This window comes from Derxia lacustris (genome assembly GCF_002105195.1).
GTDB lineage: Bacteria > Pseudomonadota > Gammaproteobacteria > Burkholderiales > Burkholderiaceae_E > Derxia > Derxia lacustris.
Window position 1 is genome coordinate 120,374 of sequence record NZ_MUHU01000025.1, and the last position, 22,708, is coordinate 143,081.

19 protein-coding genes are annotated in these 22,708 nt (G+C 67.3%); 12 read left to right on the forward strand and 7 right to left on the reverse strand.

What is annotated here, in order from left to right:
* Positions 1 to 227: 227 nt before the first annotated feature.
* Together B9P64_RS16600 and glmU are read left to right on the forward strand one after the other, a co-directional pair.
* Positions 228 to 1,460, forward strand: coding sequence for an acyltransferase family protein (locus B9P64_RS16600; protein WP_169732538.1), 1,233 nt, complete (start codon positions 228 to 230; stop codon positions 1,458 to 1,460).
* Positions 1,461 to 1,621: 161 nt separating this feature from the next.
* On the forward strand, positions 1,622 to 3,007 hold the full coding sequence (glmU, locus tag B9P64_RS16605; protein ID WP_085317137.1) for a bifunctional UDP-N-acetylglucosamine diphosphorylase/glucosamine-1-phosphate N-acetyltransferase GlmU: 1,386 nt from the start codon (positions 1,622 to 1,624) through the stop codon (positions 3,005 to 3,007).
* A 621-nt stretch (positions 3,008 to 3,628) separates the two neighbouring features.
* Here the strand turns inward: glmU and B9P64_RS16615 are convergent.
* The 5 genes from B9P64_RS16615 to B9P64_RS16635 all read right to left on the reverse strand — a co-directional run bounded on the left by B9P64_RS16615 (position 3,629) and on the right by B9P64_RS16635 (position 9,540).
* On the reverse strand, positions 3,629 to 4,636 hold the full coding sequence (locus B9P64_RS16615; RefSeq protein ID WP_051378776.1) for an NAD-dependent epimerase/dehydratase family protein: 1,008 nt from the start codon (positions 4,634 to 4,636) through the stop codon (positions 3,629 to 3,631).
* 109 nt (positions 4,637 to 4,745) lie between these two features.
* Complete coding sequence (locus B9P64_RS16620; protein ID WP_085317138.1) at positions 4,746 to 6,512, reverse strand: GMC oxidoreductase; 1,767 nt, start codon at positions 6,510 to 6,512, stop codon at positions 4,746 to 4,748.
* Positions 6,513 to 6,520: 8 nt separating this feature from the next.
* Positions 6,521 to 7,645: a glycosyltransferase family 4 protein gene (locus tag B9P64_RS16625; RefSeq protein ID WP_085317139.1), complete on the reverse strand. Its 1,125-nt coding sequence runs from the start codon at positions 7,643 to 7,645 to the stop codon at positions 6,521 to 6,523.
* Between the two features lie 46 nt (positions 7,646 to 7,691).
* Positions 7,692 to 8,855, reverse strand: a complete 1,164-nt coding sequence (locus tag B9P64_RS16630) for an acyltransferase family protein (RefSeq protein WP_085317140.1) — start codon at positions 8,853 to 8,855, stop codon at positions 7,692 to 7,694.
* A gap of 130 nt (positions 8,856 to 8,985) precedes the next feature.
* On the reverse strand, positions 8,986 to 9,540 hold the full coding sequence (locus B9P64_RS16635; protein WP_085317141.1) for an Lrp/AsnC family transcriptional regulator: 555 nt from the start codon (positions 9,538 to 9,540) through the stop codon (positions 8,986 to 8,988).
* 126 nt (positions 9,541 to 9,666) lie between these two features.
* Here B9P64_RS16635 and glmS point away from each other — a divergent pair, with 126 nt between their 5' ends.
* The 5 genes from glmS to B9P64_RS16665 all read left to right on the forward strand — a co-directional run bounded on the left by glmS (position 9,667) and on the right by B9P64_RS16665 (position 16,520).
* Positions 9,667 to 11,493 (forward strand): glutamine--fructose-6-phosphate transaminase (isomerizing), encoded by a 1,827-nt coding sequence (glmS, locus tag B9P64_RS16640; protein ID WP_085317402.1) that lies wholly within the window; start codon positions 9,667 to 9,669, stop codon positions 11,491 to 11,493.
* 43 nt (positions 11,494 to 11,536) lie between these two features.
* Positions 11,537 to 11,956, forward strand: coding sequence for an SAM-dependent methyltransferase (locus B9P64_RS16645; protein WP_084545118.1), 420 nt, complete (start codon positions 11,537 to 11,539; stop codon positions 11,954 to 11,956).
* On the forward strand, positions 11,953 to 13,266 hold the full coding sequence (locus B9P64_RS16650; RefSeq protein ID WP_084545165.1) for a ParA family protein: 1,314 nt from the start codon (positions 11,953 to 11,955) through the stop codon (positions 13,264 to 13,266). Before B9P64_RS16645 ends, B9P64_RS16650 begins: the two co-directional genes overlap by 4 nt.
* Entirely contained in the window at positions 13,259 to 14,650 is a 1,392-nt protein-coding gene (locus B9P64_RS16655; RefSeq protein WP_084545166.1) for a hypothetical protein, read from the forward strand. The genes B9P64_RS16650 and B9P64_RS16655 overlap by 8 nt, the downstream gene beginning before the upstream one ends.
* A 721-nt stretch (positions 14,651 to 15,371) precedes the next feature.
* A complete protein-coding gene (locus B9P64_RS16665) occupies positions 15,372 to 16,520 on the forward strand; it encodes an AAA family ATPase (protein WP_235840020.1) in 1,149 nt (382 codons plus the stop codon).
* Between the two features lie 52 nt (positions 16,521 to 16,572).
* Here the strand turns inward: B9P64_RS16665 and B9P64_RS16670 are convergent, their stop codons facing one another.
* On the reverse strand, positions 16,573 to 17,004 hold the full coding sequence (locus B9P64_RS16670) for a carboxymuconolactone decarboxylase family protein (protein ID WP_028311943.1): 432 nt from the start codon (positions 17,002 to 17,004) through the stop codon (positions 16,573 to 16,575).
* Between the two features lie 108 nt (positions 17,005 to 17,112).
* Here B9P64_RS16670 and pdxR point away from each other — a divergent pair, with 108 nt between their 5' ends.
* The 5 genes from pdxR to B9P64_RS16690 all read left to right on the forward strand — a co-directional run bounded on the left by pdxR (position 17,113) and on the right by B9P64_RS16690 (position 21,827).
* Positions 17,113 to 18,744 carry a MocR-like pyridoxine biosynthesis transcription factor PdxR gene (gene pdxR / locus B9P64_RS16675; RefSeq protein ID WP_028311944.1) on the forward strand — a complete coding sequence of 544 codons (1,632 nt, stop codon included), beginning with the start codon at positions 17,113 to 17,115 and terminating at the stop codon, positions 18,742 to 18,744.
* Between the two features lie 101 nt (positions 18,745 to 18,845).
* Positions 18,846 to 19,397 carry a cyclin-dependent kinase inhibitor 3 family protein gene (locus tag B9P64_RS16680; protein WP_028311945.1) on the forward strand — a complete coding sequence of 184 codons (552 nt, stop codon included), beginning with the start codon at positions 18,846 to 18,848 and terminating at the stop codon, positions 19,395 to 19,397.
* On the forward strand, positions 19,394 to 20,020 hold the full coding sequence (locus tag B9P64_RS16685) for a hypothetical protein (protein WP_217808699.1): 627 nt from the start codon (positions 19,394 to 19,396) through the stop codon (positions 20,018 to 20,020). The genes B9P64_RS16680 and B9P64_RS16685 overlap by 4 nt, the downstream gene beginning before the upstream one ends.
* Positions 20,017 to 20,166 (forward strand): hypothetical protein, encoded by a 150-nt coding sequence (locus tag B9P64_RS27045; protein WP_217808700.1) that lies wholly within the window; start codon positions 20,017 to 20,019, stop codon positions 20,164 to 20,166. The genes B9P64_RS16685 and B9P64_RS27045 overlap by 4 nt, the downstream gene beginning before the upstream one ends.
* A 65-nt stretch (positions 20,167 to 20,231) precedes the next feature.
* Complete coding sequence (locus tag B9P64_RS16690) at positions 20,232 to 21,827, forward strand: Fic family protein (protein ID WP_085317142.1); 1,596 nt, start codon at positions 20,232 to 20,234, stop codon at positions 21,825 to 21,827.
* Positions 21,828 to 21,874: 47 nt separating this feature from the next.
* Here B9P64_RS16690 and B9P64_RS16695 read toward each other — a convergent pair whose 3' ends face one another.
* The gene (locus B9P64_RS16695) at positions 21,875 to 22,708 is read right to left on the reverse strand and encodes an amino acid kinase family protein (RefSeq protein WP_085317143.1); all 834 of its coding nucleotides are present in this window, start codon (positions 22,706 to 22,708) and stop codon (positions 21,875 to 21,877) included.

A 22,708-nucleotide genomic window follows, 5' to 3' on the forward strand; every position in this document is an offset into this window, starting at 1 on the left:
CCCGCCGCCACCAGCCCGCGCTTCACCCCACCGTCCGCACCGGCGGCGCGCCCGTCCGCCACCGCACCGGACACACAGCGCCATGACGCCGACGGCCGGCGGGCAAGGCAGTGCGAACCACCTCCCACGAGGTGACAAAATTCACGATGCTGCAAGAAATCGTCACCGCGCGGCAGGCGTCGGCAGGCCTGAAGACACTGGCGATCGCATCAGGACAGACCAAGAACATGAGTACTCCCCAGCGCGCGACCGCCGCCGTCGCCGCGCCCGCGCTAGCGGGCTTTTCCGTCGGCTACGCGGCCTGGCTCGACCTCATCCGAGGCGCGATGGCGCTGGTCGTGCTGGCACATCACGTGGCGATCCTCGCGCTCGGCGTGCCCGAGCATGCCGATGCCATCAGCTATGCCGAGTGGTACCAGCAGGCGATGGTGCTGTTCGCCAACGCGGGCCACGGCGCGGTGATGGTGTTCTTCGTGCTGAGCGGCTTTCTCGTCGGCGGGCCAATGCTGGCGCGCGAACGGGCGGGCAGTTTCTGCTGGCGCCGCTATCTGGCGGCGCGCATGGCCCGCATCCTGCCGGTATCGCTGCTGGCGACGCTGACGGCGCTGATGGCGGCCTGGGCGATCGGCGCGCTCCAGGCCGGCGATCCGGTGCTGTTTCGCGCCGACTTCTACTGGGGCATGGCGACCGCCGACGCCTTCGAACCGCTGCGCGTGCTGGCCCACCTCTTCCTGCTCCAGCCCTTCACCGAGCTGATGCCGACCAACGCGCCGCTGTGGAGCCTGCCGAACGAGTGGTGGTACTACCTCGTCTTCCCCTGCCTGGTGATCGGCGTGGGCCGGCGCCGCGTCGGCTGGCTGCTGCTGGCGCTGCTCGCGGGCTGGCTGATGCTGCGCACGCGCCAGCACTGGATGTTCGTCGGCCGCTTCGGCGTGTGGATGCTCGGCGCCTTCGCCCACGCGGCGGTGCTGAGGCTGGCGGCGCTGCCGGCGGTGCGCTCGCGCGGTTACTGGTCGACGCTGATCGGTGGCACGGCGGTGCTGCTCGCGGCGGGTCTCGCCTGGCTGCCGGCGCGCTGGGAGGACGGCTATCTGCGCACAGACCTGCTCACGGGTCTGGGCACGACGCTCGTGCTGCTGCTGCTCGCGCGCTTCGGCCGGCCGCTGTGGACGCCGGTCGCGCACGCGGCCGAGCGGCTCGCGAGCGTGAGCTTCTCGGTGTACGCCTTCCATGTGCCCTTGCTGCTCGTGCTGCTGACCGCGGTCGGCTACGGCGACCGTTACGTGGAGTTCGACGCGGCGGGCGTGGCCTTCGGCTTCTCGCTGATGGGCGTGCTCATCGCCGCCTGCCTCGGCTTCTGGGCCATCGGCGAACGTCACACGCCGCGCCTGCGGGTCTGGCTCGAAGGCCGGCTCGAACGGCTGTCGACGCGCATGCGCGCGTCGCTGGCGCGCGGCTGAAACCGGACGGTCGGGCGGCGCGGCCGCGCCGACCCCGCTGCTAGACTCGCCCGCACCCGCCACCGGCGCGGGCCGATGCGCGCGGCGCGTCGCCCGCGCCGGCGCGCATTCCCCGCCGCCCTCGCGCGGCGCGCCTGCTCCACCTCCGCAAGCCTCCCGCCATGACCACCGCGCTCAACATCGTCGTCCTCGCCGCAGGACGCGGTAAACGCATGCATTCCGACCTGCCGAAAGTGCTGCACGCACTCGCCGGCCGCCCGCTGCTGGGCCATGTGCTCGACACCGCGCGCAGCCTCGCGCCGAGCCGGCTGACGGTGGTGATCGGCCACGGCGGCGAGCGGGTGCGCGCGGCCTTCGACGGCGGCGCCGGCGATCCGGTGCCGATCCGCTGGGCGACCCAGGCAGAGCAGCTCGGCACTGGCCATGCCGTGATGCAGGCGCTGCCCGAACTCGACGACGCCGCGCCCACGCTCGTGCTGTACGGCGACGTGCCGCTGACGCGCCTGGCCACGCTGCAACGCCTGGTCGCGCTGGCCGGCGACAGCAAGCTCGCCATCCTCACCGCCCACCTCGGCGACCCGACCGGCTACGGCCGCATCGTGCGCGAGGGCGGCAGCATCGCCCGCATCGTCGAGCACAAGGACGCGAGCCCCGAGGAACGCGCGATCGCCGAGATCAACACCGGCGTGCTGGTGCTGCCCACGCCGTTCCTGCGCCGGGCGCTGGCCGCGCTGCGCAACGACAACGCCCAGGGCGAGTACTACCTGACCGACGTCATCGGCATCGCCGTGGCCGAGGGGCTGGCCATCGAATCGACCCAGCCCGACGACAACTGGGAGATCGAGGGCGTGAACTCGCGCGTGCAGCTCGCCACGCTGGAGCGCGTGCATCAGCACAACCTCGCCGCCGACCTGCTGGAGCGCGGCGTGGCGCTGGCCGATCCGGCGCGCATCGACATTCGCGGCACGCTGGTCTGCGGGCGCGATGTGTTCATCGACGTGGGCTGCGTGTTCGAGGGCGCGGTGAGCCTGGCCGACGGCGCGCGCGTGGGGCCGTATGCGGTACTGCGCAATGTGACGGTCGGCGCCGGCACGCGGGTGGATGCGTTCTGCCATCTGGAAGACGCGGCGGTCGGCGCGAGCGCGGTGATCGGGCCCTATGCGCGGCTGCGGCCCGGCACGCGGCTGAGCGACGAGGTTCACATCGGCAATTTCGTCGAGGTGAAGAACGGGCAGTTCGGGCGCGGCAGCAAGGCCAATCACCTGAGCTATGTCGGCGACGCGACCGTGGGCGAGCGGGTGAACATCGGCGCCGGGACGATCACCTGCAACTACGACGGGGCGAACAAGCACCGCACGGTGATCGAGGATGACGTGCATATCGGCAGCGATACGCAGCTGGTGGCGCCCGTGGTCGTGGGCGCGGGCGCGACGGTGGCGGCGGGGACGACGGTGTGGCGCGACACGCCGGCGAATGCGCTGATCCTCAACGGGAAGACGCAGGTGGCGCGGGAGGGGTGGCAGCGGCCGGTCAAGAAGAAGGGCTGAGGGCTTTGTGAGGGGTCCGGCGCGGGGTGGGGATGAGCGGGGCGCGGGGTGACTGGAGCGGCCTCGCGCATCGCGCGAGGCCGCTCCAGTCACCCCGCGCCCCGCTCATCCCCACCCCACCCCACCCCACCCCTCCGCGCTGCGTTGACGCCCATTGGGCCGCTGTGCGGCCCTCGGGCTCGTGCCACGCGTCGACTGATTGGTGGGTGGGTTGCTTGCTCACTCGCCTGAGCCTGACGTTGAGCCTGCTCTTCGCGACTGCGACTGCGACTGCGACTGCGACTGCGACTGCGACTGCGACTGCATTCAACAGTCCCGCACATCGCCCGAGCCCATGCAAGGGCCGCGCAGCGGCCCCATCAGCCGTCGAACCTTAACGTTGTCGCGGAGCGGGGAGGGGCGCGGGCGGGGCGTCTGGAGCGCCGAGCGTACGAGGTAGGCGCGGGAGAACGGCCGCAGGCCGTTCAGGCTTGCCTGTTTGAAGCCCGGCTACGCCGGGCTGAGTTGGCAAGCCGGGCCCGCGAGCTACCGAAGGCAGCGAGGGAAGCCTCGCGCACAGCGCGAGGCCGCTCCAGCCACCCCGCCCGCGCCCCTCCCCGCTCCGCGACACAACCCAAAAAATCAGACCGCCGCGCGCCGCCCCGAAGCCGCCGCCGGATACCGCTGCACGAACCACTCCGCCGACTGCCGCACGCCAATGTCGTCGCTGGTCCACCGCAGCCCCAGCAGCCGCGTCGCCTTGTCGGGGCACAGCACGATGTCCTGCTGCCACACCGCAAACACCGACGGCGGAATCGGCTCCGGCCAGCCCGCCACCTTCAGCCCGAGCTTCTTGAACACGATCTCGCCGATCTTCAGCGGCGGGCCGAACAGCTTGCTGTCGAAGCGCACGCGCCGCGCCGAAAGCCTTTGCAACGGCGTCGCGCCGATCGCCACCGCGAGCCGCGCGAAGAAGCGGTTCCAGGTATCCGGCCCCGGCGCCGCGAGGTTGAAGGCCTCGCCGATCGCCTCGCGCCGCGTGAGCGAAGCCAGCACCGCCGCGCACACGTCGTCCACATGCACGAGGTTGCAGATGCCATCGCCCAGCTCGCCGATGTCACCCAGGCGGCCCGCGCGCAGCCAGCGGCCGGTGCGGCCGATCCACAGCTCGCTGCCCGGCCCGTACACGATGCCCGGCCGCAGGATCACCACACGCCCGCCCTTGTTGTGGAAGTCGCGCGCCATCAGTTCGGCCTTGACCTTCACTTCGGAATACCAGCCGATGTCCGCCTTGAGTTCGTCGCTCTCGCGCACGAGGCCGGTCGATGAGCCGTACACGGCCATGGTGCTGAAGTGCACGACGATGGGCTTGTGCTTCGCCGCGAGCGCCGCGTCGAACAGCACCCGCGCGCCCGCCTCGATCGAATGCCCATCGCCCGCGACGCAGTTCACCACCGCGTCCACGTCGGCGAGCGCCGCCGCCACCTGGGCGGGGTCGGTCGCTTCGAGCGTGATCTGCCTGCTCACGCGCAGCGAGGCGCGCGGCCTGCGCACCGCCGCCACCACTTCCCATTGCGGCCCCTGGAGCCGCATCAGTTCGCACAGCCGGCTGCCGATGTAGCCGCTGGCGCCAATCACGAGAACCCGCATCTGTTCTGCTCCTTCGGCCCGGCGCGGCCTTGCGCGCGCGGGCATGTGCATGCGCCCGGCGCGAGGCGGCCGGGCGGTCGGGCCGGCGTCATGCGCCGGCCGTTGTTGATCAGGCCAGCGCGCCCTGCCCGCCCGGCAGCGCGCCGCGCGCAGCCACCGGCAGCTCCACCGGCGCGGCCGTGGCGCGCGCGGGCTGGCCGGCGAGGGTCGCGCCGGCAACGCCATGGCGCGCGCGCAGGTGATCGCCGAGCCGCAGCGCGAGCGCGATCACGGTCAGCGTCGGATTGGCCTGCGACGAGGTCGGGAACACGGCGGCACTCGCCACGAACAGCCCGTCCACGCCATGCACCTGACAGTTGGCATCGACCACGCTGCTGCGCGGATCGCTGCCCATGCGCGCGGTGCCGATGTGATGGCCGCCGTAGGCGCCATAGCGCATCACGTCGCGCTCGATGGTGGCGCGGTCATAGCTCAGTTCGCCCACGCCGGCGCGCCGCAGTTCCTCGCCGATCACGTCGAGCGACGTGCTCACGGTCTCGATGTCCTTCTGCGTGTAGCGCCAGTCGATGCTGAGCTGGGGCATGCCGAACACGTCGCGCTTGTCGGCCATGAGCTTCACGCGGCTGGCCGGCTGCGGTTCCTGCTCGCCATGCACTTCGAGGCTGAAGCGGTTGCTCTTGTTGCGCAGGATGACCGACGGAAACTTGCGCGTCGCCAGCGTGCGCTTGCGGATCCAGTGCGACAGAAAGCCGAGCGTGTCGACCGAGTCGAACAGGATGTTGCGGGCATGCGCGACATAGCGGCCGAGCGTGGCCTTGTCGCCGCCATGCAGTCGCTTGCTGTACTCGTAGCTGATGAAGAACTTGGCCATGTACAGACCCGACAGCACGCCGATGCGATGCGACGGATCGATGATGGTCGGGAAGTGCAGCCGCGCCACCAGATTGCCGACCTTGAGCCGGCGCTGCTCGTCGGGCACCAGCGCCATGCGGCGCCGGCAGTAGATGCCCTCGGGCGACAGCTCGTAGCCGTGGCGCACCTTGCTCGTCGGCCCGCTCACCTGAAGCTCGCCCACATTGCCGGCGATGTGGCACTGGTAGTAGCGGCCCACCACGTCATGCGCATTGCCGATGCCGTCGGCATGCACGGCGCGGCTGGCCAGCAGCAGGCGCGGCACTTCGAGCCCGCCGGTCGCCAGCACGATGGACTTGGCCTCGACGGTAAAGCGCTTGCCGGCCAACGTGGCCACCGCCACCGAGCGCGCCTGCGTGCCCTCGGCATTCAGGCCGATGTCGATCACGTTGGCATAGGTCAGCACGCGCAGCTTCTTGGCCGCCGCGAGCTTGTGGCGGTAGCGCGCGCCGAAGTTGGTCGGCAGCGAAAAGCGTTCGAGCGAGTCGGTCGTGACGCGCGCGCTGTAGAAGCCGGCGAACATCTCGGGCGGCTTGGGGCCGAAGGCGGTGGCGCCGTCGAAATCGTTCTCGCCGGTTTCGGCGAGGCGGGTCGCGCCTTCGTAGTAGGGCGCGACCGCGTCGTAGCCGATCGGCCAGCCGCTGTTGGCGATCCAGGGCCGGGCCTCGAAATCGATCGGGTCGAGCGGCATGCAGCGCCCGCCCCAGATGGTGGTCGAGCCGCCGAAGCGGCGCTGGCGGTACTTGTCGGGCGGCGAGTGCATCGCCTCGTCCACCGTCTCGCCGTTGTAGAGCGCCTGGGTCTCGGGCTCTTCCTTGTCGCCGCCCGACTCCAGCACGATCACGTCGAGACCGCTGTCGATGAGGCGCAGCGCCAGGCTGCTGCCGGCGGCACCGGTGCCGACGATGCACACGTCGGCGCGCAGCGTGCTGCCGTGGTTGAGGTCGTTTGCGTTGTCGATCAAGGCGGGCCTCAGACGGGAAGCGGCTCGGGCGGGAAGGCTTCCCGGTCGAAGTGGCGGCGGTAGATGGCGAGCAGGTTGCGGAAGAACACGCCCATCGCGTAGCGCTCCTCGTAGAGCGCGCGACCGGCCAGCGCCAGCCGCACGCGCTGGTCCGGATCGCCGATCAGGTCGGCCAGCGCGACGGCGATGCCGGCCACGTCGCCGGGCGTGACGAAGACCGCGTTGCGGCCATCGCTCAGCTCGTCGGGAATCTCGCCGACCGGCGTGCAGACGACGGCGGTGGTACGCGCCAGCGCCTCCAGAATCACCAGCGGCAGGCCTTCGTCATAGGACGGCAGCACCAGCATGTCGGCGGTGTCGAGCAGCGCGCCGGCCTGCTCCTGGTTGTGCCAGCCCGGAAAGCTCACCCGGTCCTGCAAGCCGCGTTCGGCCACGGCGGCGCGGTACTTGTCCACGTCGCCGCCGCCGGCAAAGGTGGCTTTCCAGTGCAGCTTTGCCAGCTCGGGCCGGGCCAGCGCATTGAGCAGGTCGGTCACGCCCTTGCGCTCCAGCAGATTGCCCAGAAAGACGATGTGCGGCGCGCCGTCATGCCGGCGCGGCTCGGGCCGCTGCGCCGGGCCGGGCACGCCGTTGATGAGGATGGTGATGCGCTTTTCCGGCACCTTGAGGTCGTCCATCACGAAGCGCTTGCCGGCCTTGCCGAGCACCACGATCTCGTCCGACACCGCAAACACATGGCGCAGCAGCGCCTGACCCCAGCCCGGCAGCCCGCGATAGAACAGATGCAGCTGGGCCGCATGCAGATGCAGCACCACCGGCAGCCCGAGGTGATGCGCCAGCAGGATGATGACGCCCTTGCGCACCACGCTCAGCCGCTCGGCCACGTTCACATGCACGCCGGCCACCTGACCGGTGATGCGGGCCCAGATCAGTTGCAGCAGCGCCTTGAGCAGCACCAGCGGCGTGAACCACACCCGCCCGCCGCCGCGCGAATCGAGGATGCGCAGCTCGGGCGAGCCGGGGTATTGATGCTGGGCCTGGATCAGGTAATCCATGACCTTGTACATGCCGCCGCCCATCGGGGCGAAGGGGCAGACGAGATAGATGAAGGGGCGTTTTCCGCCGGCGCTCATGGGCGTGTCGTCCGTCTAGGCAGTGGAGGGAAAGGGGCGGCGCAGTTCAGAGCCGGGGCGTGTCCGGCGCGGCGTTCGCATCGCTGCGCGCCACCGGCGGCTTGGTCGGCGGCTGGATCGGCGGCACCACCCGGCGCAGCTCGGCGCGGCGCGGCTCGACGATGCGGCGCAGCCAGTTGGTCAGTGGCTGCTCGACCAGCCTGTAGATCGCCACCGAGGCCAGCACGCTCACCACCGAGGCCGCCGTGACGGCCAGCGCCGGCGTGCGCGCACCCAGCTTGACGAACACCGCGCCGGCCGCCATCACGAAAGGATGGAACAGGTAGAGCGCGAACGACGCATCGCCGAGCGTGCGCAGCCAGCGCGGAATGCGGCTGCCGACCGTGCCCTCGATGGACGTGACGCCGAGCACCACCGCAAAGCCGGCCAGCCCATACATCAGGTTGTGCACGAAGTCGTCGGCAAAGAAGGCCGGCCAGGCACTCGCGCCCCAGAAGCCGAGCGCGATCACGGCCACGCCCGCCGGCAGCGGCAGCCGCCAGCCGCGCAGGCAGAGCTTGGCGATCAGCATGCCGGCCGAGAACTCGAACAGCAGCGGCGAGAACAGCCGGAAGAAGGTGACCGAGGCTTCGAGATCGAGCCCCTGGTTGAGCGCGTTGAACACGCCGAACAGCGCCACCGACGCCGCGATGCGCGGCCAGCCCAGCGCCAGCAGCGCCGAGAACACGAAGTAGAAGAAGAACTCGAACGACAGCGTCCAGCCCACGCCCAGCAGCGGGAAGGGCTCGCCGAAGGCATCGAGATGCGGGATCAGCAGATAGGACAGCGCCAGATGGCCGAAGCTCAGATCGGCATGCAGTGCGGCCGCCGGCACCGCCAGCACCGCCGCCAGCTTGAGCGTGGTGGCGATCCAGTACATCGGCAGGATGCGGATGACGCGGCGCTGCATGAAGCGCTTGAACACGCCGGGCTCGGGCTTCCAGTCGTGCGTGCTCAGCGCCATGACCACGCCGCTGATGACGAAGAAGATGTGCACGCCGAACGAGCCGTAGACCCAGTAGTCGTGGCGGCCGCCGGGCACGCCCAGGCGTTCGACGGCCATCTGCGTGCCGTGCATGGCAACCACCAGCATCGCCGCGACAAAGCGCAGGGCCTGGATGCCGACAAGGGTGGGAACGGAGGGCGCCCGGGCGGCGTTGGCAGCGGTCATTGGCGTAGTCGACGGAGAAAGGCAGGCGCACCGTCTTGTGCGATGTCTCGGAACATTGTGGGGTGCTGCACTGCAAGAAGGCGCCAGTCACAAACGCTGAGCGCCTTTCGGCCGACCAACGGATCGCAGCTCACGGCAGGCGGCCAAGAGCGAGTCTTGGCTCGAACTTGCTGCGGCGCACGCTGAAGAAACTGCGCAGGTTGCGCACATTGGCCTCCGCCGTGAAAACCGCATGAACCAGAGCGTGATACGCCGCCATGTCGGTCAATTGCACGATGAGCACGAAATCCGGCCCGGTGGTCACGCGATAGCACTGCTGAACCGCCGCCTCGTCGGCCACGCGGGCCTCGAAGGCGGCCCAGGCTTCGGGCGTCTGGCGGTCCAGCGTCACTTCAAGAATGGCGGTCAGGCCGGCGCCGAGCTTCTCGGCCGACAGCAGCGCCACGCGCCGCTCGATCACGCCCGCTTCCACCAGCCGGCGCACGCGGCGCAGGCAGGTGGGCGGCGACACATGAACCAGATCGGCCAGCGCCTGGTTGGTCAGGGCGCAATCGTCCTGAAGCAGATCGAGGATGCGCAGGTCGATGGCGTCCAGCGCGACGGCCGGAAGCTGCGGCGCGGCGGACGGCGACGGATCGGCACTGGCGCCGGCCGGCGCGGGCAAAGGGCTGTCGATGGGCGGCATGCGAAAGATTCTTTCGTCAGATTCAGATCGCGGAAGATTCTTTCATCTGCAAGCCGATTCAGAAAGCCTGTTTCAGGCAGCGCCGGCTAGCATCGTCCATCGCTTTTCAAACGGATGGAGTCGGTCATGTGCGGAATCGTCGGCGCGGTGGCGCAACGGGATGTGGTGCCCCTGCTGGTCGAGGGCCTGCGGCGGCTTGAGTACCGCGGCTACGACTCCTGCGGCGTGGCGGTGTATGCCGACGGCCAGCTCAGGCGCGCGCGCTCGGTGTCGCGCGTGGCCGAGCTGGACGAGCAGACCCGTGACCTGCACGCCTTCACCGGCATCGCGCACACGCGCTGGGCCACGCACGGCGCGCCGACGCAGGACAACGCCCATCCGCACTTCAGCAACGGCCCGCACGGCGCGCGGATTGCGCTGGTGCACAACGGGATCATCGAGAACCACGACGAGCTGCGCGCGCGCCTGAAGGCCGCCGGCTACCAGTTCGTGAGCCAGACCGATACCGAAGTCATCGTCCATCTGGTCGACAGCTATTACGACGGCGACCTGTTCGCCGCCGTGCAGCGCGCGGTGGGCGAGCTGACCGGCGCGTTTGCCATCGCCGTCATCTGCCGCGACGAGCCGCATCGCGTGGTCGGCGCGCGGCGCGGCTCGCCGCTGGTGGTGGGCCTGGGCAAGAACGAGAACTTTCTGGCCAGCGATGCGCTTGCGCTGGCCGGCACGACCGACCAGTTCATCTACGCCGAGGACGGCGACGTGATCGACGTGCAGCTCGGCCGCGTGTGGATCTTCGACGCCGAGGGCAAGGAAGTGCGGCGCGAGGTGCGCACCGTCGCCGCCTACACCGCCGCCGTGGAACTGGGCCCCTACCGCCACTACATGCAGAAGGAAATCTTCGAGCAGCCGCGCGCCATCAGCGACACGCTGCAAGCGGTGGAAGGCATCGGCCCCGAGCTGTACGGCATCGCCAAGAACAAGAGCCCGTTCCGCAGCCTGACGCGGGTGCTGATCCTGGCCTGCGGCACCAGCTACTACGCCGGCTGCGTGGCCAAGTACTGGATCGAATCCATCGCGCGCATTCCGTGCAACGTGGAAGTGGCGAGCGAATTCCGCTACCGCGATTCGGTGCCCGACCCGTCGACGCTGGTGGTCGTCATCTCGCAATCGGGCGAGACCGCCGACACGCTGGCCGCGCTGCGCGAGGCGCAATCGCTCGGCATGAAGCAGACGCTCGCCATCTGCAACGTGGCCACCAGCACCATGGTGCGCGAGACGACCTGGCAGTTCATCACCCGCGCCGGCGTGGAGATTGGCGTGGCCTCGACCAAGGCCTTCACCACGCAGCTGGTGGCGCTGTATCTGCTCACGCTGATGTTTGCCAAGAGCCGCAACCGCCTGAGCGACGAGGAGGAAGCCGAGGCGCTGAAGGCGCTGCGCCACCTGCCCGCCGCCGTGCAGAGCGTGCTGGCGCTGGAGCCGCAGATCATTGCCTGGGCCGAGCGCTTTGCGCGCAAGGAGAACGCGCTGTTCCTGGGGCGCGGCATGCACTACCCGATCGCGCTGGAAGGCGCGCTCAAGCTCAAGGAGATCAGCTACATCCACGCCGAGGCCTACCCGGCCGGCGAGCTGAAGCACGGCCCGCTCGCGCTGGTGACCGCCGCGATGCCGGTGGTGACCGTCGCGCCCAACGATGCGCTGGTCGAAAAGCTGAAAAGCAACATGCAGGAGGTGCGGGCGCGCGGCGGCGAGCTGTATGTGTTTGCCGATGCCGGCGCGCAGATCGAGCCGAGCGAGGGCGTGCATGTGATCCGCATGCCGGAGAACTACGGGGCGCTCAGCCCGATTCTTCATGTGGTGCCGTTGCAGCTGCTGGCGTATCACACGGCGACGGCTCGGGGGACGGATGTGGATAAGCCGCGGAATCTCGCCAAGAGCGTGACGGTGGAGTGAGGGTCGACAAAGTTTTCGATGATCAATACAAAGGACACTAAGAATGAAATCTGATTTTCAAGATGCCCACACTCGTCATACCCATGATGCAGGCCTGTTGTTTGAACAGAGCCGTTGGGCCAATGCAGATCATCTGTACGGCGTAGCAGCAGAATGCGGCCTCAAAGCATTGATGCAAGCATTCGGAATGGAAATAAATCCACAAACCGACGCGCCTGCAAAAAGAGAGGATCGGGACCATATCAATGCGATATGGGCGCGCTTTGAAAGCTATCGGACAGGCCATCACGCCGGAACTGAATATGCTCTATCATCAGAAAATCCCTTCGAAAACTGGACCATTTCACAGAGATATGCAGGACAAGCAAGTTTTAATGAAGCCATTGCAGCCACACACAAATCCGGTTGCAATAGTGTAGCCGAATTAGTAAAAAAAGCGCGTACCGAAGGACTGCTTCCATGACTACATTTGACCAAACACTGGAAATTGTGAGCAATGTATTTATTGCCCACAGCGACTGGATCAACACACTCCCGTGGATGCTAGTCAACCGCGACCTTTATGGCCGCATACGACTAATCATTCCAGAAGACGCGCAAGAAACATATGACAATGGAGCGCAATCAATCACTCAAGAAGCGGAGGCTGTTGCAAGCGAGCTATCTAATGCTCTCGGACCGCACGCATTTACTCCAAGCAACATGCTCCTATATGAAACGACGCTCGAACAGGCAAAGCAAAATGCAACTGTATTTCAATTAACCAGCTTTGCAAATGTGTGGGTCGCCGATCGACTAGCCACAGAAAGCTGCTGGGAAAAAATTGCCCCGATTTCAAATGGCGCACCTCGCATAGTATTCTATTCAATCAAAGGGGGAGTCGGGCGATCTACCGCCCTTTCTGCACTCGCATGGTCTTTAGCACAAGAAGGCAAGCGCGTTCTCATTGTAGACCTTGATTTGGAATCCCCTGGCCTTTCTACCTCTCTACTACCAGAAGATCGCCAACCTAAATTCGGGGTGACCGATTGGCTTCTCGAAGATCTCGTAGACAACACCGAGATTGTTATTGAATCCATGATCGCGACGAGCGACTTAGCCAGAGATGGCGAGATATTTGTCACACCAGCACATGGAGCAGAACCCGGGGATTACATTTCGAAGCTGGGCCGCATTTGGATGCCCAAAATCTCCAAAACTGGAAAAAAAGAAGGTTGGTCTGAACGTCTTAATCGCCTAATCAACGAACTGGAACTCAAGACAAATCCAGATGTAATCCTGCTTGACTCTCGCGCGGGAATCGATGAGGTGGCATCCACCTGCCTAACAGACTTGGGCGCAAAGCTTATTTTGTTATTTGCGGTGGACGGCAGTCAAACTTGGTCTGGCTATCAAATACTCTTCGAGCACTGGTTGCAACGAAATGCAGCAACCACCATACGCGAACGTCTACAGCTAGTTGGAGCACTTATCCCTGAGACAGAAGAAGTTGAGTATGTGATCGGCCTGCGGGAACATGCAGCAGATCTATTCTCATTGCTTTATGATGCCGTACCAGCAGGTGAACCGGCAGCTAACAGGTTTCATTTCGAAGAATCTGACCCGTATGCCCCTCATTCACCTTGGGAAATAAGATGGCACCGGAGCTTTGCTGCTCTAAGTTCGCTAGCCGGCCGACTTGCGGTGATTGACAAGCAATTGATTAATCAACTCTTCGGCGCCATTATCACCGGTGTGAATGACACCTTGGAACTGACCCCTCCCCATGACTGATGCTACTGCTGTTCGAAAGGCCATTCTCGACGCACCTCTCGAGACCAGCAATCACGGCGAAACCCCACAACCTGACACCATTTACGCGCCACTGTCTCATATGAAGGCGCTTCGATTAGACGCGCATGTCGTTGTTGGTGGCCGCGGCGTCGGCAAGTCTTTTTGGACAGCAGCACTTCAGTCTGACAGCCTTCGAAAAACTCTTCGATCGAGCCTGCGCGAGCTTGATAACGTTGTTATTCACACCGGATTTGCAAGCAAAGAATCCCCTGAATTTCCAAATGCAGATGCACTCGCCAAATCGCTTGCCGCCGGAACAGAGCCTTATGACATATGGCGAGCCGTTATTTTGCGCTGGGTCAGCAAGGTTTCCAACATATCAATTCCAATGGAAAATTGGAATGCCACTGTCACATGGCTAAAAGAAAAGCCAGAGGCCGCAGTCAATCTCATGCAGCAACCTCGATCTTGGCGAGGATTAATTATTTTTGACGCACTGGATCGCACCAGCGCCGATTGGCAACAAATGGACAACATCGTCAGGGGCTTATTGAGAGCTGTTCTGTGGCTTAAGACGCATCCTGGGTTGTATGCGAAAGTATTCTTGCGCGAAGACCAAGCTGAGAGAACCGTCTTCAATTTCCCAGACGCATCAAAATTGCTTGCAACCAAAGCAGAACTATCATGGGCAAGACACGATCTTCATGGACTACTCTGGCAACGATTGGCATCAGCACCTGACCCTGGGGGGCAAATAATCAGAGAGATTTGCTCCGCAAGCTTCTCCGATGGCCGATGGCAGCTTCCAGACGATATGAAGAGAGAGTCTGGCGCCCAAAAAATAGCTTTCGAAAAAATTGCGGGGCCATGGATGGGGCGAGACAGAAGACGCGGCATCCCTTATACGTGGTCAATCGGTCACCTAGCAGATGGGCGAGGCCAAACCTCGCCGCGATCTTTTCTTGCTGCGATCCGCCAGGCGGCAGAAGATTCCGAGGAACGCTATCCAAGCCATGAGTTCGCGCTACATTTTGAGAGCATTAAGAGAGGTATACAAAAGGCCTCAGACATACGGGTAGCAGAAGTCGCCGAGGATTATCCTTGGGTCACCGATATTTTGAATACACTGCGGGCGCTAAATGTGCCTTGCAACTACTCAGAACTGGTTACCCGCTGGTCGGAAAAGTTCCCTCACGGGCTCAGCAGCGCCGACTCGGACCGACTTCCGGCACAGCACACTGACAGAGGCTGGGATGGAATTCGGGACGACCTGCAACGACTGGGATTAATTGAGACAAAGAAGGATGGAAGAATTGACATGCCAGATTTATACCGAGTCGGATTCGGCCTGGGTCGAAAAGGCGGCGTTGCGCCTAAGGCGTGAAATATGAGCATCCCTTACGTTTGAGGCTGCATAAGAGCTTTATCAAGACCAAAGGTGATGCTCAACTCCTCAACCGAAGACAATCAACTCTTTCTAAGCCGTCATAGAGGTAGGTGTAATTAGTGGAGGCGTCATGATTTCAATAGCCTGTCTGCGTTCACCTACACCACTTAAAGTGGCCGAAGTCCGTGCCCTGACACTCCCATCTACAGCAGCATTGCATCGACCTCCACAAGATCGACGCTATCGGCACTGGCACCAGATCACGACTGACAGCGTTTTAACTGGCAATTGGCGCAGCCTATTCCGCATCCCGACTACCAACCGGTTACACGCTCTCATCAACCCCACTGCGAAGCTCAGATCCGCAATCTTCGCATCGCTAAAAGGCGCCTTCAGCGGCACGAAGTCCTCGCCGGGCGCATGCGTGCGCGCCACCGTCGGTGAGCGATTCGGCCAAGGCCAGCGCGGCACACTCGCGGCGCTGTGTTTACCGACGCGGCCACACAGATCGAATCGAGCGAAGGCGTGCATGTGATCCACATGCGGGTGCGCTGCGTCGCGCTCAGCCCAATCTTGCATGCGCTGTCGTTGCCGCCCATCCCCGCCGGCAAGCCCGACTATCCCGTTTTATCTCGATCTGGATAAAGCATCCCCATCAGAGACAAGAAGAGGCAATCGCCTGATCACGTACCACCGCGCCGACCTCGCGCAACAGTTCGTGCTGGCCTTGCAGGGCCGCTCCCTGCTCGGCGACGCGCACAACGGCCTGTTCCTCGCCGCGCCCCGCCGCACCGGCAAGAGCACCTTCCTGCAAGGCGATCTGGCGCCTGCCCTGCAACAGGCTGGCGTCGAGGTGGTGTACGTGGACCTCTGGGCCGACACCCGCCGCGACCCCGGCACCCTGATTGCCGAGGCCATCGCCCGGGCGCTGGAGGCGCATCTGGGGCTGGTGGCCCGGACGGCCAGAAAGGCCGGCCTGAAAGCCGTGAAGGTCGCCGGCGCGCTTGAAATCGACACCGGCAAGATCGGCCAGATCGACGGCCTGAACCTGGTGGACGCCCTGCGCAGCCTGCAACAGGCGGCGGGCAAGCCGGTGGCGCTGATCATCGACGAAGCCCAGCACGCTCTGACCAGCGAGGCGGGCGAGGCGGCGATGACGGCGCTCAAATCGGCGCGCGACCAGATGAATCAGCCGGGCCGGGTGAACCTGATGCTCGTGATGTCCGGCTCCGACCGCGACAAGCTGCTGCGTCTGGTGGTCAATGCGGGGGCGCCGTTCTATGGCTCGCAGATCCAGGCGCTGCCGCCGCTCGACACCGGTTTCATCGCCCACGTGGCCGGGCTGGTCGAGGCCCAGCGGCCCGATCTTGTGCCGGTGGACCGGGCGGCATTGCAGGAGGCGTTTGCCGCTTTCGGCCATCGGCCCCAGTTCTTCATGGCGGCGATGGGGGCGGTGCTCAGCCCCCTGTCGGGTCACAGCGGGCGCTTCGAGCCGGCGCTGCAACAGGCGGCGCGCGACCAGCAGGCCCAGGATGAAGCGCAGATGGAATCCGACTATCTGGGCCTCAAGCCGACCGAGCAGGTGCTGCTGTGGCGGATGCTCGACCAGGGGCCGCGCTTTCGCCCGTATGACGCCGAGGCGCTGCGCTTCTATCGTGACAAGCTGGGGCGCCCGGTGAGCGTGCAGCAGGCGCAGAAGGCGCTGGAATCGCTCCGGCAGCGCACGCCGGCCCTGGTGTGGAAATCGGCGCGCGGCGAGTACGCGGTCGAGGATGCGGCCATGCATCGCTGGTTTCAGGCGCGCCGGGATGCCGGGACGTGGCCGCCCGATCCGCAGCAAGGCAGGCTGCTGCCGGACGATGCGTGAGGCGCTGGCGGAATCGACCCGAGGTTCGGGGCGCTGGCGGCGAGCCGGCCAGCTATTGCCGCATCCCGATCGCCAGCCGGTTGAACGCACCCATCAGCGCGACCGCGAACGTGAGGTCCGCAATTTCCACATCGCTGAAATGCGCCTTCAGCGGCGCGAAGTCCTCGTCGGGCGCATGCGTGCGCGCCACGTCGGTGAGCGATTCGGCCCAGGCCAGCGCGGCGCGCTCGCGGTCGCTGAAATGCGCGCTCACGCGCCAGCCGGCCACGCCGTCGAGCTTGGGCGCGGGCATGCCGCCCTCGCGCAGCGCGGCGCTGTGCATTTCGAGGCAGAAGGCGCAGCCGTTGATCTGCGAGACGCGCAGGTACACCAACTCGACCAGCGGTCGGCCGAGGCTGCTGTGCGCGAGCGCCTTCTTGGTGGCGATGAAGCCCTGATAGGCCTCGGGCGAGAGGGTCGGATAAGGCAGGCGCAGCGCGGTCAAGGTGGTCTCCAAGGGCAGGCGCGGCGGCTTGCTGCGCTGCGGGCACTCTAGGAAGCTCATGTCCCGGCCGACAGGGCCAAGAAACGCACGAATGACCAGGACATGCCGATGCCACAGGCGCCACTCGCCCCCGCCGCCGGCGACGGGCCGATCCATCTGCGCCTTTGCCGGCGCATCCGCGAGGCGATCGCGGCCGGGCAGCTCGCGCCGGGCGCGCGTCTGCCGTCGGTGCGCAGCCTCGCGAGCGAACTGCACCTGTCGCGCGGCACGGTCGAGCTGGCCTATCAGGTGCTGGCGACGGAGGGCTTCGTCGCCGCGCGCGGGCCGGCGGGGAGCTTCGTGGCGCCGGGCGTGGCGGGTTGGGCGCGGGCCAATCGGGGCGCGGCGCGGGCGCCGGGGGCCATCGCCGCCCCCGGCGTGACGGCCACCGGCACGGCCCTCGACCCGACGCCGCCCGATGCGCCTGCCCCGGCTTCGCCGCTTCCGATCGCGCCCGCACCGGCTTCGCCGCGCCTGATCCCGTCCGTCGAGCCGCGCATCGAATCGGCCACGCTCCTGCCCTTCCAGCTCGGCCTGCCGGCGCTCGACGCCTTTCCGCGCAAGACCTGGGCGCGCATCGCCGGCCGGCAGGCGCGCGCGCTCGACGTCGCGGCCATGGGCCATCCCGATCCGGCCGGGCATGCGCCGCTGCGGCGCGCGATCGCCATCCACGCGGGCATCGCGCGCGGCATCGCCTGCGCGCCGGAGCAGGTGTTCGTGACGGCGGGCTATCGCGCCGCGCTCGACCTGGTCTGCCGGGCGCTGCTGCGGCCGGGCGAGGGCGGCTGGTTCGAGGACCCGGGCTATCCGTTCGCGCGGCGGCATCTGGAACTGGCCGGGCTGAAGCTCGCGCCGGTGCCGGTCGATGCCGAAGGGCTGGACGTGGCGGCCGGCGAGGCGCTGGCACCGCGCGCCCGCTTCGCGGTGGTGACGCCCGCGCACCAGAGCCCGACCGGCGTGGCGCTGAGCCTGCCGCGCCGACTCGCGCTGCTTGCCTGGGCGAGCCGCGCGGGCGCCTGGATCATCGAGGACGACTACGACAGCGAGTTCCGCTACCACGGCCGGCCGCTGCCGGCGCTCACCAGCCTCGACCGCGACGGGCGCGTGCTGTTCGCGGGCAGCTTCAGCAAGCTGCTGTTTCCGGGGCTGAGGCTGGCCTATCTCGTGGTGCCGGCGGCGGAGGTCGGGCGCTTCGCGGCGGCGGCGCAGACGCTGCACGGGCCGGGGCCGGTGGCGACGCAGGCGAGCGTGGCCGACTTCATGGCGCAAGGGCATTTCGCGCGGCATCTGCGGCGCATGCGGGCGCTGTACGCCGAGCGGCGCGGCTGGCTGGCCGAGGCGCTGGCTGAGGCTGAGGCGGTGGTGCCGGCGGACGAGCCCGCTTCGGCTGGCCCGGCGGTGCCGACCGACACGCCGGCGCCGACCGGTGGCCCGGGCTGGCGGGTGGCGCCGCAGGCGGGCGGGCTGCATCTGCTCGCGCGGCTGGCGGCGGGGCGGGACGACCGGCGCATCGCCGCCGAGGCAAGGGCGCGGGGGCTGGCGGTGCAGGCGCTGGGGGACTGGCGCGTGGGTACGGGCGACACGGACGACGGAAGCGGCGCCGAAGACGGCGGCCTGCTGCTCGGCTTCGCGAACTTCACGTCGGCGGAGGAAGCGCGGAAGTCGGTGGCGCGGCTGGCGGAGGTGGCGGGCCTGCGGTGATGCCACCCATCGCCATCTGCACGACCCTGCCGGGATCAGGGCACCACGTCGGCCGTCATGGCAGCATCCCCGCTCCTCCCCCGCTCCGTGCGAGAACATCCATGGCAGCCCGCACCAGCCTCACCCACCCGCTCCAGATCGCCGAAGTCCGCGCCTGCGCCGATCACGGCCGCATCGGCATCACCTTCTGCCCCGGCAAGCACGACAAGGCCGCCGCCACCGGCGCCTGGGCGCGCGATCTCGGCCTCGACCTCGACGTGATCGAGGCCTGGGGCGCGCGGCTCGTGCTCACGCTGGTCGAGCCGCACGAGCTGCTCGAACTGCGCGTGCCGCTGCTCGGCCAGGAAGTGCGCCGGCGCGGCCTCGACTGGCGCCATCTGCCGATCGCCGACTACGGCGTGCCGACCGAGCATTTCGAGCGCGACTGGCTCGTGCACGGCGCCCACATCCGCGCCCTGCTGCGCGCCGGCGACAGCATCGTCGTGCATTGCAAGGGCGGCCTCGGCCGCGCCGGGATGATGGCCGCGCGCCTGCTGGCCGAACTGGGCATGGAGCCCGAGCAGGCGATCCGCGCCGTGCGCCGCGCGCGCCACGGCGCGATAGAGACGCCGGGCCAGCTCGCCGTCGTGCGCCGCGCGCGGCCGCTGCCGTGAGCCGCGCGCCCGCTTCCACGCCGCGCGCGCCCGCCGCGCCGGCAGCCGCCACCGGCACGACAGCGCCCGCAACCGCGACGACGCCCACGTCGGCCATCGTCCCGCCGCCGCTCGACGCCACCCGCCTGCGCCGCGTCGGCCGCCAGCTCGGCAGCAATCCGGCCGCCGTGTTCGAGGCCGACGACGGCAGTCGCTACTACATCAAGACGCTCGACACGCCCGCCCACGCGCGCAACGAATGGCTCGCGGCCCAGCTCTACCGCCTTGCCGGCGCGCCGACGCTCGACTACGTGCAAACGCTTTCACCGGACGAGATCGCGACCGTGTTCGTGCCGCTCGACAAGAAGACGATCGCCCAGCTCGACGAGGCCGAGCGCCGCGAGGCGCAGCGCTGGCTCGGCGTGCACGCCTGGACCGCCAACTGGGACGCCGCCGGCTTCAATGGCGACAACCAGGGCGTCGCGGGCGGCCGCGTGCTCACGCTCGACGTCGGCGGCGCGCTCGAATTCCGCGCCCTCGGCGACCCGAAGGGCAGCGCCTTCGGCACCACGGTCGGCGAGCTGGACAGCCTGCGCGCCGATCCCGACAACCGCCGAGCGCGCGCCGGCTGTTCGGCGACATGAGCGAGGACGCGGTGCGCGCGGCGATTGCGGTGGTTGCGGCCATCGACGACGACGCGATCCGCGCGACCGTGCGCGATGCCGGCGGCAGCGCCGCGCTGGCCGAAAAGCTGGTGGCGCGCAAGGCGGACATGGCGCGGCGGCTATAACGTTCTGGTGGAATTCACCGGGTTCTCTAGCAAAATGGCAGCCCCGATAGCGAAATACGTCCGCCATGCCTGACTTTCCCATCGGTTTCCAGCGCCTCGCCGAGCGGTACGGCATCACCACCGTGCAGCCGCTTTTCACTCGCAGCCAGGTTGGCAAGCTGCGCCGACGCGAGCGGGTTGCGGGCCAGGAGCTGCTGACCTGGCCCGCGCAGTACGAGCCGGCGGACTCGTTTCGCGGTCATTTCGAGTTCGGGCTCAAGTACGAGCGGCTGAACTTCGAGTTCTTCTCGCGCCTGTTTGCCTGCGTCGATCCCGAGGAAGTCGCCGCCTGGGTGCGCGAGGCGCCGACCGGCAGCTATGCGCGCCGCACCGCCTTTTTCTACGAGTGGTTCACCGGCGGGCGCCTCGATGCACCGGACACGGCGCCCAATGTGCCGTACACCGATGCGATCGATGCCGGCGAGTACCTCACCGCGGCACGAGCCGATCTGGTGCGGCGCTGGCGCGTCAAGAACAACCTGCCCGGCCCGAGCGGGTTCTGCCCGATGGTCCATCTCGGCCCCGAACGTGAGCGCGGCTGGCTTTACGACGTGGCTGCCGGCGTGCGGCAGCTCGACGAGACCTACGGACCGGAACTGCTCCTGCGCAGCGCCGCCTGGCTGACCTTCAAGGAGTCGCGGTCAAGCTTCGCGATCGAGCACGAAGGCGACCGGAGCGACCGTGTCGGCCGCTTTGCGGCAGCCATCGCCGAGTTCAGCGGCCGCATGGACGATGTGCTGTCGCCTGCTAGCCTGCTCGTGCTGCAACGCGCCGTGCTCGGCGATGACGCCTTGCGGCTCGGCATTCGGCGCTCGCCGGTATTCGTGGGCCAGAACAGCTTCCGTGCCCAGATCGTCCATTACGTCGCACCATCGGAGGAACTGGTGGATGGCATGACACAGGCACTGCGCGAAGTCGAACGGCGCACGCGTGGCGCGAACACGGTCGCGCGTGCAGCGGCGGTGTCGTTCGCGTTCGTGTATCTGCATCCGCTCACCGACGGCAACGGGCGGATTCACCGCTTTCTCGTGAACCATCTGCTCGCCGCCGATGGCGCGGTACCGGCCAACATCATCGTGCCGGTGTCGGCAACCATCGCCGGCACGGCCAAGGGGAGCGCCGACTACGAGCAGGCGCTGGAAGTCTTCTCCCGGCCGTTCATGCGCCGTCATGCCGGCAGCTATCGCTTCGGGCAGCAGCGCATCTGCGCCGATGGCGTGCCGACCGATTTCGAGTTCACGCAAACCGCCGACGCCGAGCATGCGTGGCGCTATCCCGATCTGACCGAGCACGCCCGCTATCTGAGCGCGGTGCTGCGCCAGACGGTCGAGCACGAAATGGCGAACGAGGCGCTGGCATTGCGCCAGCACGACAGGGCACGGACAGCGATCAAGCAGCTGGTCGAAATGCCCGACGCGGATGCCGATCGCATCATCCGGTCGCTCAGACAGGAGAACTGGACCGTCAGCAACAAGCTGCGCCGAGCCTTGCCTGAGCTATTCGACTCGGGTGGCGCGCTGCATGCCCGTCAGGAAGCGATCGTTGCAGCGGTGCGCGCCGTGTTCGACGACGCTGCGCCAGACACGCAAGGCGGGCTGGAAGACGACGAGCCTCTGCCCTGATGCGAGCATGGCCGCGCACGAGTCGTGCGCGGCCATGCAAGCCTCGCTCAGACCGGCTTCGCGCCCGTCTTCACGATCGTGCCCACATGCTCGCCGCGCAGCGCAGCCGTCAGCCGGCCCGGCACCAGACCGTTGACGATCTGCACCCGCTCCAGATGGCGCGCATTGGCCATCACCTCGACCAGCACGCGGTCGAAGGGCAGCGTGCCGGTGTGCGAGGCCAGTTCGGCGGCGCTGGTCTCGGGCAGGAACTTCGCGCTGGCAGCGTCCGCGCCCTTGGGGTCGGTGGTGTACACGCCGTCCACGTCTTCCACGATGGTCAGGCCGGCCGCGCCGAGCGCGTCGGCGAGCAGGAAGGCGCCCACGTCGGCCCGGTGCGACGGAATGCGCGAGCCCGGGAATTCATGGTGGTGGTAGGGCGGGAAGGCGCTGCCCACCACGGCGCGCGCGGCGGCCAGGTGGATGGCGAGCTGGTTGGCGATGGTCGGATGCTCCACATACGAGACGCCTTCCGGTGCCAGCAGCGAGGCCAGGATGTGGCCGTTCTGGCCGGCTTCGCTCGCGGCCAGCGGCGCCAGCGAGCCGACCGGCAGGCCCAGGTCGAGGCCCACGCCGTACAGGTGGCGCGCGCGGATGCCGGCGCCGGTCAGGATGAGCATGCGGTGCTCGGGCAGCAGGCGGCGCAGCTCGTCGACGATGGGCAGGATGGCTTCGGCGCCGCGATCCATGATGGCGCGGCCGCCGATCTTGACGACCTGCAACCAGGGCAGCAGGCGGATCGGGCGACCGCCCGCGACCGGGCGGGTCAGGCTGCCGTCGAGCAGGGTCTGGCGCGCGAGCGGCGAGGCAACATGCTTGATGTCGTTGGTGGTGTCAGACAT